This is a genomic window from Pectobacterium versatile, from assembly GCF_020166435.1.
GTDB lineage: Bacteria > Pseudomonadota > Gammaproteobacteria > Enterobacterales > Enterobacteriaceae > Pectobacterium > Pectobacterium versatile.
The window spans coordinates 15,394-29,784 of sequence record NZ_JAINZP010000016.1; the positions used below are offsets into that span (position 1 = coordinate 15,394).

Genomic DNA, 14,391 nt, shown 5'->3' on the forward strand with positions numbered 1-14,391 from the left:
TGATGACAACGGAGGAACCGCAATGTCACAAGATCCATTCCTGGAACGAGAAGCAGAAAAATACGAATCCCCCATCCCCAGTCGTGAATATATTTTGGCGCACATCGCCAAGCGCGATACCCCGATTAGCCGAGAAGAATTAGCCGCCGATCTGCAATTAACCGGAGAAGAAGCGCTCGAAGCGCTGCGCCGTCGCCTGCGTGCGATGGAGCGTGATGGTCAGCTTATTTTTACCCGCCGCCAGTGCTATGCGTTGCCGGAAAAGCTCGATCTGCTGCGCGGTACGGTCATTGGTCACCGTGATGGTTTTGGCTTCCTGCGCGTGGAAGGCCGCAAAGACGATCTTTATCTGTCGGCTGAAGAAATGAAACGGACGATTCACGGCGATGTTGCGTTGGCACAGCCGCTGGGTGCGGATCGTAAAGGACGTCGTGAAGGGCGCATTGTGCGCGTGCTGGAACCGCGTACCGGACAAATTGTCGGCCGCTATTTTGTCGATGCCGGTGTTGGGTTCGTGGTGCCGGATGACAGCCGCCTGAGCTTCGATATTCTGATCCCGAAAGAAGAAATTAACGGTGCCCGTATGGGCTTCGTGGTGGTGGTTGAGCTGACGCAACGCGCCACACGCCGCACGAAAGCGGTGGGTAAGATCGTCGAGATTCTCGGTGACAACATGGGTACCGGGCTGGCGGTGGATATCGCCCTGCGTACCCATGATATTCCGCACACCTGGCCACCTAAAGTGGAAGAGCAGGTGAAAGATCTCTCCGAAGAGGTGCCGGAAGCCGCGAAAAAAGGCCGTGTGGATCTGCGTAAGTTGCCGCTGGTCACCATTGACGGCGAAGATGCGCGCGATTTCGATGACGCGGTGCATTGTGAACCGAAACGTGGCGGTGGCTGGCGCTTATGGGTTGCGATTGCGGATGTGAGCTATTACGTTCGGCCAAATACGCCGCTCGACCATGAAGCGCGGGCGCGTGGCACCTCGGTGTACTTCCCGTCGCAGGTGGTGCCGATGCTGCCGGAAGTACTGTCAAACGGACTCTGTTCGCTTAACCCGCAGGTCGATCGTCTGTGTATGGTCTGTGAAATGACCGTCTCGGCGCAGGGTAAGCTGTCGTCTTATAAGTTCTATGAAGCGGTGATGAGTTCACATGCGCGCCTGACTTACACCAAAGTGTGGCATATTCTGCAAGGTGACGCCGAGCTGCGCGAGCACTACAAGCCGCTGGTCGGTGGATTGGAAGAGCTGCACCGTATGTACAAGGCGCTTGAACATGCGCGTGAAGTGCGTGGCGGCATCGCGTTTGAAACGGAAGAGGCGAAGTTCATTTTCAACGCTGAACGCCGTATCGATCGTGTGGAAGCTGTGGTGCGTAACGATGCGCACAAACTGATCGAAGAGTGCATGATTCTGGCGAATATCTCCGCCGCGAAATTTGTGGAGAAAAACGAAGAACCTGCGCTGTTCCGCGTGCACGATCAGCCGAGTGAAGACCATGTCTTAGCCCTGCGTAGCGTACTGGGCGAGCTGGGGCTGACGCTGAAAGGCGGAATGAAGCCACAGCCGAAAGATTACGCGGAATTGATGAATGAGTTGACTGAACGTCCCGACCGGGAAATGCTGCAAACCATGCTGCTGCGCTCGATGAAACAGGCGATTTATGACCCGGAAAACCGAGGCCACTTTGGTCTGGCATTAACATCTTACGGCCATTTCACGTCACCGATTCGTCGTTATCCAGACCTGTCGCTGCACCGCGCGATTAAGTATCTGCTGAGCGATCGTCATGAGCGCTGGACGTCAACGGGCGGCTGGCATAGTGACATTAACGAAATGCTACAGCTGGGTATGCATTGCTCGATGACGGAGCGCCGTGCGGATGAAGCTACGCGTGACGTTGCGGACTGGCTGAAATGCGACTTTATGCAGGATCACGTGGGTGAGGTCTTTACGGGGATTATCGCCAGTGTGACCGGTTTTGGCTTCTTCGTGCGCCTGAAAGATCTGTTTATCGATGGGCTGGTGCACGTTTCTACGCTGGATAATGATTACTACCGCTACGATAATATCGGCCAGCGGCTGATCGGCGAATCGCGCGGGCAGGTTTATCGTCTGGGCGATGAAGTCGAAATTCGTGTTGAAGCCGTTCATATGGATGAGCGCAACATTGATTTCGCGCTGATTTCCAGTACGCGCAAGGTGCGTGGCGAAGGTAAAACGGCGCGCGACCGTGTGAAGAAGCCGGAGTCGCGTGAGGCCAAGCCAGCTCGACGTCGTCGCAGCGCGAGCAAAGCGCCAGCAAACTTTGAGCCGGATGCCGCATTCCGCAAAGAAGGCGATAGCAACGCGAAATCGGATAAGCCAAAAGCCAAGCCGAAAAAGAACCGCGATAAAGCGAAAAAGAACGTGGAAAAAACGCGTAAAATCGCCGCCGCGACGAAGGCTAAACGAGCAAAGAAGAAATCTGAGGAATAACGAACGGCTTGACGTTGTAGAGGCTTCGGTCTCTACAAACCCGCAAGACGAATGTTATCTCGCTTTACACAATTTGAAGAGTATCAATGAGCGAAATTATTTACGGTATCCACGCGGTTAAGGCACTGCTTGAGCGCGATCCACAGCGTTTTCTGGAAGTCTTTATTCTGAAAGGACGCGACGATCGTCGCCTTCAGTCCGTTATTACGGAGCTGGAAGCGCAGGGTATCGTCATTCAAGTGGCGAATCGCCAATGGCTGGATAAGCAGGCTGAAGACGCGGTTCATCAGGGGATCGTAGCGAAAGTCAAAGAAGGGCGGAAATATCAGGAAAACGATCTGCCCGCGATGTTAGACAATTTGGAAACGCCTTTCTTGCTGATATTGGACGGCGTGACCGATCCACACAATCTGGGCGCTTGCCTGCGTAATGCGGATGGGGCTGGCGTGCATGCGGTAATTGTGCCACGCGATCGTTCCGCGCAACTGAATGCGACGGTGAAGAAGGTCGCCTGTGGTGCGGCGGAAACCGTACCAGTTATCAGCGTGACCAATCTTGCCCGTACGATGCGCCTGTTGCAAGAGCGTAATATCTGGATCGTTGGCACGGCAGGTGAAGCGGATCATACGTTGTACCAAAGTAAACTGACCGGACCATTGGCGCTGGTGATGGGGGCGGAAGGGGAAGGCATGCGTCGTCTGACCCGCGAGCACTGTGATGAGTTGATCAGTATTCCGATGGCAGGCAGCGTGTCTTCGCTGAATGTGTCTGTTGCCACTGGCGTGTGTCTATTTGAAGCTGTTCGCCAACGCGCGTAATTGCTGTAGCTATCAATAATAACGAGGTGCCATCAGGCACCTCGTTAAATTTGGTGGAGCTAGCGTTTTAAATTGTGCTTATGCCGCAGGGCTCTCCAGTCTGCGAACGTCTTGCTGCGAAGGCGGTAAAAGCCTGAAAACAGACACCGCATCAGAAAGTACGATCGCCTGCTGTTCCAGAGACTGAGCGGCAGATGAGGATTGCTCCACCAGCACGGTGTTTTGCTGGGTGTTCTGATCCATTTCTATAATGGCCTGACCGACCTGAGAAATGCCGCGATGCTGTTCGTCCGACGCGGTAGTAATGTCTTTCATGATGTCGTGGACCTGCGTCACTGACTGGACAATCCCTTCCATCGTTTTCCCTGCGCCGTTAACGAGTGCTGCACCGTTATTAATCTGCGAAACCGACTCGGCAATCAGTGTATCGATTTCTTTGGCCGCCTGTGCGCTGCGCTGTGCCAGACTACGCACTTCGCTGGCGACGACGGCGAAACCGCGGCCTTGTTCACCCGCTCGCGCAGCCTCTACCGCGGCATTGAGCGCCAGGATATTGGTTTGAAACGCGATACTGTTGATCATTGAGGTAATTTCAGCGATGCGGTGGGAGCTTTGCGCGATATCGTGCATGGTGTTGACGGCTTTAGAAACCTGTTCTCCCCCTTGATTCGCGGTGTCAGAAGCATCCATAACCAGTCGGTTGGCCTGATGGGCGTTATCAGCATTCTGTTTCACCGTTGACGTCAGTTGCTCCATACTGGCGGCGGTTTCTTCAAGCGCAGCGGCTTGTTGCGTCGTGCGAGAAGAAAGATCGGTGTTACCAGCAGAAATTTCCCCTGCGGCATAGGAAATCTGGTTCGCGCTGAGGCGAATTTTATCAATCATGCTGTGCAGATTGCTGTTCATCTGCCCCATGGCTGAAATCAACTGGCCTAATTCATCATGACGATCGTTGTGAAGTTGCACGGTGAGATCGCCTTCCGCAATCGCACGGGTGGCGTGTAACGCCTGATGCAGCGGGCGTACGATCTGCCGTGAGATAACAATTGCTGTGGTCAGGCCGAGTATGATGGCAATCAGCGTAATCACGCCCAACTGTATGTCGCTGCTAATGACGTTACGGCCCGCGCGGGTTTCTTCCGTGAAGTAAAGCTTATTGATATTTTCCTGCAAGACTGCCATCTGTGCGTTCAATTCACTGAGCCGTTGCTGGCTGACATCTGGGCTCATAACCTGCTGGCGCTGTGAGATATAGGCGTTGAGTGACGCGCTAATATCCTGAATCGCACTTTTATCTTCCGTTGGCCAATGGCCGGTGTCGATGGCTTTCAACAGCGCAGACAGCTCTTCGTTGATATTACCGATCGCACTATCGTGTTGTTCCAGATACTGTGCTTTTCGCTCCAGCGCATAACCGAAGTTATTTTCTCTGGCGACAACGGTCTTGTCATAAATGGCGCCAAGACGGCTGATACGTTTTAACGATTGGTCGCTGTTGTGTAATCCGTAAAAGCCGACCATAGAGAGAATGACTCCCATGACGAGCAATAAACCAAATCCTACCAATAACTTTCGTGTTACAGACAGGTTTTGAAATGACATCCAGCGCAGCATAAACCTCTTCCTTTCATTTATTAATTATCTACCGTCATCGCAGGCCAATAACGGATTAGTTGTTGTTGTGTGTTTGCATAAAAAAGCAGGTGATGAGTGTGAAACAGACTCCTATCCAACTGATAAAAGATGCCTTATCAGTTATCGGCATTTCAGGCGCAATGCTTATCCGTTTTCTTAAAAAATGTGAGGAGATTCGTGCGGATATGAAGACAGGGGGATAAAGTGCTCTGCAGGGGATTCCTGCGTTGTTTATCACGTAAAGTTATGCATAAACATTTTGCTATGCAAGAATCATCTATACCCGTCATTTAAAAGGAATATCGCTATGCCTATTGTTACGTCGCTACTCGCTTTCGCTTCCTATTTCTTTATCGGGTTTGCCATGGTGCTGGCCTTTCTGTTTATCTACACTCGCATCACGTCGCATGATGAGTGGGCGCTGATTAAAGAGAACAACGGTACGGCTGCTATTGGGTTTGGTGGGGCGTTAATTGGCTATGTGATCCCGCTTTCCAGTGCGGCGATTAATTCGGTGAGTCTGGTGGATTACATCACCTGGGGTGCGGTCGCGCTGGTGGTGCAATTACTGATTTATTTCGCTGTGCGCCTGTATATGCCGCGCCTCAGCCAGCATATCCAGAATAACGATATCGCCACTGGAGCCTTTCTCTGTGCCGCTTCGCTTAGCGGCGGGATTCTGAATGCGGCGTGTATGTCGTATTAATTTGCCGTGGCATGACAATACTGGGGATCTGACCGGTATTGTTTTACTGCATGTCCCTTAGATTCATTGATACAGCACGGCGCGGGCGAACCATATTTCGGGGGGCGTTGCGGCCTCGGATTTCAGCACAATCACATAATAATGTGCGCCGGAGGCATCGGCTTTTTGTTGAAGGGCGCGATCCACATCATCAGCGTTTCCGTGCACGTTAACCGAGATCGTCCCCATTTTTTCCAGCTTGCTAGTTTGCGCATAGCGAATTTCGAGTGCTCTCTCTGCAGGCGGCGGTGCAGCGACAGGCTTTCCTTGTATGATCTGACAGCCGGATAGCATCAGTATTAAGGGTAAGAAAAGTATCCGCACGATGTTCATCGTTTCAGCCTGATAGGAGTAGATAGCGGGAGTGTAGCGCTATCATCGGGCCGATTGCATTCTCTTTAACAGGGAAAATAACGGGCGGCAGTGGGTGCCACCCGTGAGTTGAGGTTAACGCGACGCGACCAGCGTAAAATCTTCGCCTTTGAAGACTTTTACTGGATTGCCGCGTTCTATCTGGTGATGGAATAGGCGCCGCTGTGCCCGTAGTTCAGCATTCTGCTGTTGCTGTAACGCTTCCAGACGATAGGCGATGAGATAACAGGCCAGGCGCTTGTTGGCGTGCTGACTACGTTCACTCTGCACCTTCACCGTGATGCCGCTGGCGACATGCGTGGCGCGGACGGCAGACTCGGTTTTATTCACATGCTGCCCGCCGGGACCGGAAGACTTGGTGGCTTCAAAGCGAATCTCGTTATCGGCAAACGCCTGTTCCTGATGAAAGCGTGCGACGCCGATAAACCAGTTCTTGCGTCCGCCACCTTTGCGCCAGGGGCTATTGCATGTCCACTGAAGCGTACCGCACCAGTTGGCAGCCAGCGGTTCCGCCTGTTCACCGTTTAACAGAACCAAGGCGGAACGCAGCGTACCGGAACGTTTCCCCGCTTCCGTTTCGATGATCTCGCATGCGATGCCTTGCCGTGTGGCATCTCGCGTCAGAGCCTGCAAAGCCTTTGCGGTTGCCAGCATGCATTCGTCCGGCCCCTGCGCGGCGGAGAGCTGAAGCAATATCATTTATCCCTCCTGCGCGTTTTGTAGGTGAGTACGGGTTTCAGACGGGCAATCAGTGTGATTAACCCCGCCTGCTGCATCGCGCCAATCACGCTGTCTATCGGCTTGTAAGCCTCTGGCGCTTCCTGAAAGATCAGTTCCCTGTCCTGACAAATAACACGGCTACCGAAACGAGTACGCGCCAGTTGCTGGACGCTGTAACGTGCAGATAGTCGATCCTTACACTCCGTTCGCATCCACTTTCTGCCCGCGCCATGTGCCAGAGAATACAGGCTGTCGGCGTGAGGAATGGGCTGCACGATGTAGCTGTAGTCGCCGCGTGAACCGGGAATGATGACTGGGCCGCAATCGGCAGGTGTCGCACCTTTGCGGTGCAGCCAGCCGGAAATGCCTTCAATAGTTGCCGGTGTTACCAGATTGTGGTTCACGTCCAGCGCGGCCTCTCCTTGCGTATGCCACCGCTCCAACATTCGTTGAGCGATCAGCCGCCGATTATTGGTAGCAAATGTTAGCGCGAACTGATGCTGCTCCAGATAGGCTTCAGCAGCGGGCGTGTTGGCTTCAAGACCATGATGGCCGAATTCCCGCACATGAGCCTCCAGTATGGATTGCCCTAATCCGCGCGAGCCGCTATGGACAAGCAACAGCAACTGCTTCGGATCAATATGCAGAGCGTGCAGCGTATCTGGCTGATAAATCTCATCAAGCAGCTGCAATTCTGCAAAATGATTACCACCGCCGATAGTGCCCAACGAATAGCGGAAATCGGCCAAGGCCGGTGGAATATCGATATCGTCTTCCAGTGGCCCATCAATACTGCCAAGCTGTTTCTCCAGCTTATCCAGAGAAACCTTTTTAGCATTCAGGCCGGTGTGCCATAACGCCATGCCGCAGCCGATATCATTCCCGACCAGTGCTGGGTAGAAACGCTGCTGTGAAAAAAAGGCGGCTCCGATGGGGTAACCACGGCCTGGATGCAAATCTGGCATGCCGGCCACGCGTACCATATTAGGAAGTTGTGATGTAGTTTGAAGTTGTTGGATTGCTTTACCTTCAATCCAAGTGTTTTCCGTCGCGATCACACTGACGCGCGCCGAAATAGAGCGAATAGCATTGCCCATAGATCATCCTGCTGATCAATTTAAAAATAGGGTAAGGCAGGCTACAGCTGGGGGGGATAACGCAAAACGGAAAAGAATGCGGTAATTAGTCCCGAGATGTCCTGCAAAGAATCAGAATAAGTGTTGTCATGATGTTGTCTCCTTTGTCAGTTGAGGGATGATGAAAAATCGTCGGCATAATACTCAAGTGACGGCCATCACGCAATAGCCGTGACGCAATCTCTGTTATACCCGTCATACTTCAAGCCACAGGTGTGTTGGCTGCGCTTAGGCACCCGAATCACTTACTTGAGTAAGCTTATCGGGATGCCTTCTCTTGCCGCCTGCCTGCAACTCGAATTATTTAGGATATGTGTGAGTTTTAAATACGGAAGACGCTGACCAACTCGCTGAGGTGGTGGCCTTTCTGGCGCAGGCTCTGCGCGGTGTCTTCCGAATTGTTGACCAGAATGGCGTTTTCCTGTGTTGCCTGACCAATCTGTACAATCGCGATGTTCACCTGGCTGATACCCGCGGACTGCTCGCGTGAGGCGATATCGATATCGTTCACGATGGTACTGACCTGCAAGATACGGTTACGCAAGTCGTCCATGACCGCCTGCGTTTTTTCTGAGAAATGATAACCCGCTTCGATTTTCTCCAGTGATTCATCAATCAGGGTTTCAATCTCTTTCACGGCGGTAGAACTGCGCTGTGCCAGTGCCCGTACTTCGGCAGCAACTACGGCGAAGCCTCTGCCATGTTCGCCTGCTCGAGCGGCTTCTACCGCAGCATTCAATGCCAGAATATTGGTCTGGAAAGCGATAGATTCGATTACCGTCGTGATATCGGCAATCCGCTGGGATGAGTTTTTGATATCGCTCATCGTCGAAACGGAGTCGGTGACGGTCTGGCTGCCGTTTCGTGCTGCTACGGCGCTCTGCTCTGCAAGATCTTTGGCGGCGGAGACGTTATCGGCGTTCTGCTTCACGCTGGCGGAGAGTTGCTCCATGCTGGCAGACGTCTCTTCGACGCTACTGGCCTGACGGGCAATCTGCTCGCTGATGTTTTCGCTATCGGCAGCCAGCGCATCGGTGCTGGCACTGATTTCTTCGGATGAATTTCTCACTTGCGATACGATGGTCGTTAGCCCTTGTCCAATGCCGTTAATGGCATCGATCAGGCGGCCAACTTCATCATAACGGTTGCTTGAGAGCGTTGCTGTCAGGTTACCGGCAGAAAACTGTTCCGCCACTTTGACGATTTCAACCAGCGGCTGGCTCAGCCATTTGCGCGTCAGTACGACAAAGAATCCTGCGAAGAGCAGAACCAGAATAATCCCCCCGCCTAAAAACAGGTTACGGGTGTGATTAACCTCTGCCATTAGGCTTTCTTTGCTCACTGCGCCTGCAACAATCCAGTTCCACTGCGGGATACTGCGGTACACCATGATTCGGGTTCTTTCTTCGCCCGTCATCGTGTTGTTGTCGTATTCGATCGTACCATTACCGGTTGCCAGCACGTTCTCTAGCGCACCTTCTGACCAATCAGGGCGCTGATTGGCATTGCTTTGGTGGTAAAGATAGTTACCCGCATCCTTTCCTTTTTTCGTGCTAAGGACAAAGAAATGGCCAGTTTCACCGATTTTCTTGTTCAGAATAGTTTGTTGCATCTCGGTAAATTGCTTCGTGATGTCGACACCGACGAACAGAATACCGATCACCTTGTTTTCACTATCGCGTATCGGTTGATACTGCGTGATGTACTGTTTGCCGAACAGCGTGGCTAACCCACTGTAGGTGTCACCTTTCATCACGGGCGCATAGGCTGGGCTTTCACGATCGAGCTTGGTGCCCATCGCACGCGATCCATCTTCTTTTTTCAGTGAAGTGGTGATGCGCGTAAAATCCTCGCCATCGCGGACAAAAATCGTTGAGATCGCGTGGGTACGGCTTAGAAAGTCGTCCGGCACTTCGGTGTTGAGGTTCAATACCGTATCGCCAGCCTTAAGCGTTGGGTGAGAGGTGCTGCCGAAAGGCGTGCGGTTAACGGTATCCAGTGAAAACCGCGTTGGCAGAAAGCTTGCCAGCAGCCGCGTATAGTTGCTGACCTCGGCTTGTAGGCTGGCATCGTACATGTTGATCATGTCGGTAACGCCATTGACCTGGCTTTGCATGTCATTGAGAATCAGGGCTTTGAGCTGATTGCCTGCTGAGCGGGTGAGGGATAGGGTAAATGCAATGAAGAGTATCGCCACGCTCAATGAAGCGATGACTGATAACTTGATACCCAGGCCCCAGTGTTTAAAGGAAAGTCCCAACATACGTGTGTCTCTTATAATAAAAAAGGTTATTTTTTAGTCTTGCTTCACATGCGTTAACGGCAGTAAATGGAAAAAAATTAATCACGGAGTGTAAACATTCGTTTCAGTTATTGATCTGGATCAATGTGATTTTTTTATTTACGTAAATACACCAATTAAACCCGAACGGAATCAAGGACGACACGGAGATAAGAAAGTGGCTGTGAGTGGGGTTATCGTAAAAGGTCGTCCCCTGTCTGCTAAATACGATTTCGCTACATAAAAATAGGCTGACAGAACGGAAAACGAGGGAAATATGGTCGAAATGTCACTGGATAAACTCGGTAGCGGTATTGAAACGATTCACGCGGTACCTGCGGGAAAGAGAGATCAGCCCCTCCCGACGATTTTCTTCTTTCATGGTTACTCCTCATCAAAAGAGGTGTATTCGTATTTTGGCTATGCGTTGGCTCAGGCTGGGTTTCGGGTGATTTTGGCCGATGCGGCCATGCACGGCGCGCGTTATAACGGGGATGAAGCGCAGAGATTGCGCCATTTCTGGGATATCCTGCAATCGAATATTGAAGAACTTCCCAATTATGTCGCGGACTATCGGCAGCGTGGCCTGATCGACGGGGCACGGATTGGCGTTTGTGGTGCGTCGCTCGGTGGAATGAGTGCGCTTGGGTGTATGGCGCGTTATCCCTGGATTAGCGCGGTGGCGGCGTTTATGGGATCGGGCTATTTCTCTACGCTATCGCCAGCGCTATTTCCTCCGGTTCCAGCCGATCGCGAGGAAAATCAGGCGGTGTTACAGGCGTTAGCGACCAAACTGGCTGATTATGATGTCACCACGCGTCTGGATGCGCTGTCCGATCGGCCGCTGCTGATGTGGCACGGTGAAGCGGATGATGTTGTGCCAGCGGCAGAAAGCACACGCCTCTATCAGGCATTACAGGCACGCGATAAGCTGTCCAATCTGACGTATTTGACCGAACCGGGCGTAGGCCATCGCATTACGCCAACGGCGCTGCAGGCGGGTGCTGATTTCTTCCGGCGGACGCTGTAATTCTGGCCCGGCTGTTTAAATATCGCCACGCAGAAAACTCCTGTGTTTCTTCCTTGTGTTCTTTAATGTCGGGCACTATACTTACGCGTCATTTTTTCAGCCGCACATACACACGTTCCTTGCCTCCACGGGCCGCGGTTGACCCAGACAGGAGGCTGAATAATCCGTAAGGAGCAATTCGATGCGTCATTACGAAATCGTATTTATGGTTCATCCTGACCAGAGCGAACAGGTTCCGGGCATGATCGAGCGCTACACTGCCACTATCACTGGTGCGCAGGGCACGATCCACCGTCTGGAAGACTGGGGCCGCCGTCAGCTGGCTTACCCGATCAACAAACTGCACAAGGCACATTACGTTCTGCTGAACGTTGAAGCGCCGCAGGAAGCGATCGATGAGCTGGAAACAAACTTCCGCTTTAACGATGCCGTTATCCGCAGCATGGTTATGCGCGTTAAGCACGCGGTAACTGAAGCATCTCCAATGGTGAAAGCGAAAGACGAACGCCGTGAGCGTCGTGAAGATTTCGCTGAAGCTGGCGATGATGTGGATGCAGGGGATTCTGAAGAGTAATTGTTGTGGTGACGGTGAACCGTCTGGTGTTGTCCGGCACGGTGTGCAAGACGCCCATTCGTAAAGTCAGCCCGTCAGGCATTCCCCACTGTCAGTTTGTGCTTGAGCACCGCTCGACACAAGAGGAAGCCGGGTTGAGTCGGCAAGCATGGTGTCGTATGCCCGTGATTGTCAGCGGACTCTCGTCACAAGCAGTTACCCACAGTATAACGGTCGGCACGCAACTTACCGTGCACGGGTTCATTAGCTGCCATCAAGGGCGCAATGGCTTGAGCAAGATAGTGTTACATGCCGAGCAGATTGAATTGATAGATTCTGGAGACTAGCCACATGGCACGTTATTTCCGTCGTCGCAAATTCTGCCGTTTCACCGCGGAAGGCGTTGTAGAGATTGATTATAAAGATATCGCTACGCTGAAAAACTATATCACTGAAAGCGGCAAGATTGTTCCGAGCCGTATCACCGGTACTCGTGCAAAATACCAGCGTCAGCTGGCCCGCGCTATCAAGCGTGCGCGTTACTTGTCTTTGTTGCCGTACACTGACCGTCATCAGTAATCGGCCACTGTCCATTAACGAGACTTTGAGAGGATAAAGTAATGCAAGTTATTCTGCTTGATAAAGTAGCAAACCTGGGCAGCCTGGGTGATCAGGTAAACGTTAAAGCGGGCTATGCTCGTAACTTCCTGGTTCCACAGGGCAAAGCTGTCCCAGCAACCAAGAAAAACGTTGAGTTCTTCGAAGCACGCCGTGCTGAACTGGAAGCCAAACTGGCTGACGTTCTGGCTGCTGCTGAAGCTCGCGCTGCTAAGATCAAAGAACTGGGTAGCGTTACCATCGCGTCTAAAGCAGGCGACGAAGGTAAACTGTTCGGTTCCATCGGTACTCGCGATATCGCTGATGCGGTAACGGCTGCTGGTGTTGATATTGCTAAGAGCGAAGTTCGCCTGCCGAACGGCGTTCTGCGTACTGTGGGTGAGCACGAAGTGAGCTTCCAGGTACACAGCGATGTCTTTGCTGAACTGAATGTCGTTGTTGTTGCTGGAGCGTAATTCACGTTTATCGTTGAATTAACACTTTAGTTAACATGTGAAACGCTGGCCTTGTGCCAGCGTTTTGCATTTTAGGGATCGGGAAATGATCTATCATTGCCTATACCCTAAATAATTCGAGTTGCGTGAAGGCGGCAACTGAACGAATCCCCAGGAACTTACTCAGGTAAGTGACTGGGGTGAGTAAGGGCGGCCAACGCACAAGCAGCTTGAAGTATGACGGGTATATACCTAAAAATGAGGCCGGAGGCTGCATGTCTGACTTGATTCATCTCACCCGCGTTTATGATGCGCACGCGCCTTTTTCTTCCCCCACTTTTCTGATTGATCGTCTGTGGCCGCGCGGCATCAGCAAAGCGCGTCTGGAGGGCGTTGAGTGGTTTAAAGACATCGCGCCGAGCAGCGAGTTGCGGAAATGGTTTCACGCCGAGCCTGAACGCTGGGCGGAATTTGTGGATTATTATCGTAATGAGTTAACGCAGGGTACGGCGTGCGACAGGCTGCTAGCGTTACTTGAGCAGAAGCAGGCAATCACGCTGCTTTATGGCAGTAAAGATGCGCACCACAACCATGCTATCGTCCTGCGCGATTTTCTCTTGGAAAGGCTGTCCCGTTAGCGAGTGCGAGTAAAAGCACCGTCTGCACCGCGGGTGAACCGAATCGTCTGGTTCGCCGTGGTTTCGATTTCCAGCTCTGCGACCATACCTTGCGCATTCAGCTGTAATTTAACTGCCTGACCCGCCCGTAAATTGCTGAGCGGTTTATCCCTGCCTTCCACCTGAGCCATCGCGAACACATCGCTGACTGGCAGATTATTATCGCGAAAAAGCTGGGCCAGTGTTTGCCCCGAGGCGATCTCATACTGTCGCCACGGTGCTGATGACGACGTTGGAGGCTCGGTAGCCGCAGGCTGCTGCTGGGGTATGGAAGGCTGGCTTTCAATAATCACGGCCTGCATCGCAGCCTGATTATCTGCCTGCGTAAGAGGGACGGGCGTGGTACGGGCAGGCTGCGGATGTTGCGCGCTGTAAGGCCAGAGCAACACGATGAGCAGCAGTGCGATAGCGATTAAAATCCAGCGGCGATGGAGGAATGGCAAGGGTTCCATCCAGTGATAGCCGTCGGGCAGATGCCAGACTTTTTGCAGTATGGCACCAAGACGCTCGCGCAGGGAAGGAGAGGGCAACCGTTCCTGCTCTTCGAGTTCCCCGTCGTTTTCTACGGCTACAGCATGTGAGGGCTGCCGCTGGATGATTCGCTGGCAGAAGCGTACTAGCGTTTGATAATCCCAGGTGGTTTTCCGCTTCCTGGGCGCAATTCTGCCCATGGTGACCTCTCTTACTACAATTCAGTATAAAAACAATCAGTATAAAAACAGCATCATATAAAAATGATGTCATTAACAACGCTATGCCAGTAACCAAACAAACTTGCCAGTAACTAAGCTACATCACTAGCCAGACGGCGTCGGCATAAAAACAGTATCAGGATGATAACGCAATCCAGTATACCGATAACCCGCATGGGCTGACCAGTTAACGCGTTGATG

16 protein-coding genes are annotated in these 14,391 nt (G+C 52.4%); 10 read left to right on the forward strand and 6 right to left on the reverse strand.

Annotated elements, in window-relative coordinates; genetic code table 11:
- Positions 1-22: 22 nt before the first annotated feature.
- Together rnr and rlmB are read left to right on the forward strand one after the other, a co-directional pair.
- Positions 23-2,479 (forward strand): ribonuclease R, encoded by a 2,457-nt coding sequence (rnr, locus tag K7X24_RS16150; protein WP_224555804.1) that lies wholly within the window; start codon positions 23-25, stop codon positions 2,477-2,479.
- A gap of 86 nt (positions 2,480-2,565) precedes the next feature.
- Complete coding sequence (rlmB, locus tag K7X24_RS16155; protein ID WP_040032596.1) at positions 2,566-3,297, forward strand: 23S rRNA (guanosine(2251)-2'-O)-methyltransferase RlmB; 732 nt, start codon at positions 2,566-2,568, stop codon at positions 3,295-3,297.
- Positions 3,298-3,375: 78 nt separating this feature from the next.
- Here rlmB and K7X24_RS16160 read toward each other — a convergent pair whose 3' ends face one another.
- Positions 3,376-4,911, reverse strand: coding sequence for a methyl-accepting chemotaxis protein (locus K7X24_RS16160; protein WP_224555805.1), 1,536 nt, complete (start codon positions 4,909-4,911; stop codon positions 3,376-3,378).
- Between the two features lie 98 nt (positions 4,912-5,009).
- Between K7X24_RS16160 and K7X24_RS22020 the strand changes: the two genes are divergently transcribed.
- Both K7X24_RS22020 and K7X24_RS16165 read left to right on the forward strand, forming a co-directional pair.
- Complete coding sequence (locus K7X24_RS22020; protein ID WP_263485498.1) at positions 5,010-5,135, forward strand: hypothetical protein; 126 nt, start codon at positions 5,010-5,012, stop codon at positions 5,133-5,135.
- Positions 5,136-5,239: 104 nt separating this feature from the next.
- Positions 5,240-5,638, forward strand: a complete 399-nt coding sequence (locus K7X24_RS16165; RefSeq protein WP_040032595.1) for a DUF350 domain-containing protein — start codon at positions 5,240-5,242, stop codon at positions 5,636-5,638.
- A gap of 63 nt (positions 5,639-5,701) precedes the next feature.
- Here the strand turns inward: K7X24_RS16165 and bsmA are convergent, their stop codons facing one another.
- The 4 genes from bsmA to K7X24_RS16185 all read right to left on the reverse strand — a co-directional run bounded on the left by bsmA (position 5,702) and on the right by K7X24_RS16185 (position 10,168).
- Positions 5,702-6,010 carry a biofilm peroxide resistance protein BsmA gene (gene bsmA / locus K7X24_RS16170; protein ID WP_224555806.1) on the reverse strand — a complete coding sequence of 103 codons (309 nt, stop codon included), beginning with the start codon at positions 6,008-6,010 and terminating at the stop codon, positions 5,702-5,704.
- A gap of 114 nt (positions 6,011-6,124) precedes the next feature.
- On the reverse strand, positions 6,125-6,748 hold the full coding sequence (prfH, locus tag K7X24_RS16175) for a peptide chain release factor H (protein WP_224555807.1): 624 nt from the start codon (positions 6,746-6,748) through the stop codon (positions 6,125-6,127).
- Complete coding sequence (locus tag K7X24_RS16180) at positions 6,745-7,866, reverse strand: RNA ligase RtcB family protein (protein ID WP_224555808.1); 1,122 nt, start codon at positions 7,864-7,866, stop codon at positions 6,745-6,747. Before K7X24_RS16180 ends, prfH begins: the two co-directional genes overlap by 4 nt.
- 361 nt (positions 7,867-8,227) lie before the next feature.
- Entirely contained in the window at positions 8,228-10,168 is a 1,941-nt protein-coding gene (locus K7X24_RS16185) for a methyl-accepting chemotaxis protein (RefSeq protein ID WP_224555809.1), read from the reverse strand.
- A 295-nt stretch (positions 10,169-10,463) separates the two neighbouring features.
- Here K7X24_RS16185 and yjfP point away from each other — a divergent pair, with 295 nt between their 5' ends.
- The 6 genes from yjfP (at position 10,464) to K7X24_RS16215 (ending at position 13,459) form a co-directional block, all read left to right on the forward strand.
- On the forward strand, positions 10,464-11,216 hold the full coding sequence (gene yjfP / locus K7X24_RS16190) for an esterase (protein ID WP_224555810.1): 753 nt from the start codon (positions 10,464-10,466) through the stop codon (positions 11,214-11,216).
- 181 nt (positions 11,217-11,397) lie between these two features.
- Positions 11,398-11,790 (forward strand): 30S ribosomal protein S6, encoded by a 393-nt coding sequence (gene rpsF / locus K7X24_RS16195; protein WP_005974793.1) that lies wholly within the window; start codon positions 11,398-11,400, stop codon positions 11,788-11,790.
- 5 nt (positions 11,791-11,795) lie between these two features.
- Positions 11,796-12,116 carry a primosomal replication protein N gene (gene priB / locus K7X24_RS16200; RefSeq protein ID WP_015841576.1) on the forward strand — a complete coding sequence of 107 codons (321 nt, stop codon included), beginning with the start codon at positions 11,796-11,798 and terminating at the stop codon, positions 12,114-12,116.
- A gap of 4 nt (positions 12,117-12,120) precedes the next feature.
- Positions 12,121-12,348 carry a 30S ribosomal protein S18 gene (gene rpsR / locus K7X24_RS16205; protein ID WP_005974788.1) on the forward strand — a complete coding sequence of 76 codons (228 nt, stop codon included), beginning with the start codon at positions 12,121-12,123 and terminating at the stop codon, positions 12,346-12,348.
- Between the two features lie 41 nt (positions 12,349-12,389).
- Positions 12,390-12,842 (forward strand): 50S ribosomal protein L9, encoded by a 453-nt coding sequence (rplI, locus tag K7X24_RS16210; protein WP_039486279.1) that lies wholly within the window; start codon positions 12,390-12,392, stop codon positions 12,840-12,842.
- 254 nt (positions 12,843-13,096) lie between these two features.
- Positions 13,097-13,459 (forward strand): DUF488 domain-containing protein, encoded by a 363-nt coding sequence (locus K7X24_RS16215; protein WP_224555811.1) that lies wholly within the window; start codon positions 13,097-13,099, stop codon positions 13,457-13,459.
- Here the strand turns inward: K7X24_RS16215 and K7X24_RS16220 are convergent.
- Complete coding sequence (locus tag K7X24_RS16220) at positions 13,456-14,169, reverse strand: LysM-like peptidoglycan-binding domain-containing protein (RefSeq protein WP_224555812.1); 714 nt, start codon at positions 14,167-14,169, stop codon at positions 13,456-13,458. The two genes, K7X24_RS16215 and K7X24_RS16220, sit on opposite strands and share 4 nt — an antisense overlap.
- Between the last annotated feature and the right edge of the window lie 222 nt (positions 14,170-14,391).

Coding starts and splice junctions, on each gene's coding strand:
- rnr (WP_224555804.1), top strand. CDS start 23: ATGTCACAAGATCCATTCCTGGAACGAGAAGCAGAAAAATACGAATCC.
- rlmB (WP_040032596.1), top strand. CDS start 2,566: ATGAGCGAAATTATTTACGGTATCCACGCGGTTAAGGCACTGCTTGAG.
- K7X24_RS16160 (WP_224555805.1), bottom strand. CDS start 4,911: ATGCTGCGCTGGATGTCATTTCAAAACCTGTCTGTAACACGAAAGTTA.
- K7X24_RS16165 (WP_040032595.1), top strand. CDS start 5,240: ATGCCTATTGTTACGTCGCTACTCGCTTTCGCTTCCTATTTCTTTATC.
- bsmA (WP_224555806.1), bottom strand. CDS start 6,010: ATGAACATCGTGCGGATACTTTTCTTACCCTTAATACTGATGCTATCC.
- prfH (WP_224555807.1), bottom strand. CDS start 6,748: ATGATATTGCTTCAGCTCTCCGCCGCGCAGGGGCCGGACGAATGCATG.
- K7X24_RS16180 (WP_224555808.1), bottom strand. CDS start 7,866: ATGGGCAATGCTATTCGCTCTATTTCGGCGCGCGTCAGTGTGATCGCG.
- K7X24_RS16185 (WP_224555809.1), bottom strand. CDS start 10,168: ATGTTGGGACTTTCCTTTAAACACTGGGGCCTGGGTATCAAGTTATCA.
- yjfP (WP_224555810.1), top strand. CDS start 10,464: ATGGTCGAAATGTCACTGGATAAACTCGGTAGCGGTATTGAAACGATT.
- rpsF (WP_005974793.1), top strand. CDS start 11,398: ATGCGTCATTACGAAATCGTATTTATGGTTCATCCTGACCAGAGCGAA.
- rpsR (WP_005974788.1), top strand. CDS start 12,121: ATGGCACGTTATTTCCGTCGTCGCAAATTCTGCCGTTTCACCGCGGAA.
- rplI (WP_039486279.1), top strand. CDS start 12,390: ATGCAAGTTATTCTGCTTGATAAAGTAGCAAACCTGGGCAGCCTGGGT.
- K7X24_RS16215 (WP_224555811.1), top strand. CDS start 13,097: ATGTCTGACTTGATTCATCTCACCCGCGTTTATGATGCGCACGCGCCT.
- K7X24_RS16220 (WP_224555812.1), bottom strand. CDS start 14,169: ATGGGCAGAATTGCGCCCAGGAAGCGGAAAACCACCTGGGATTATCAA.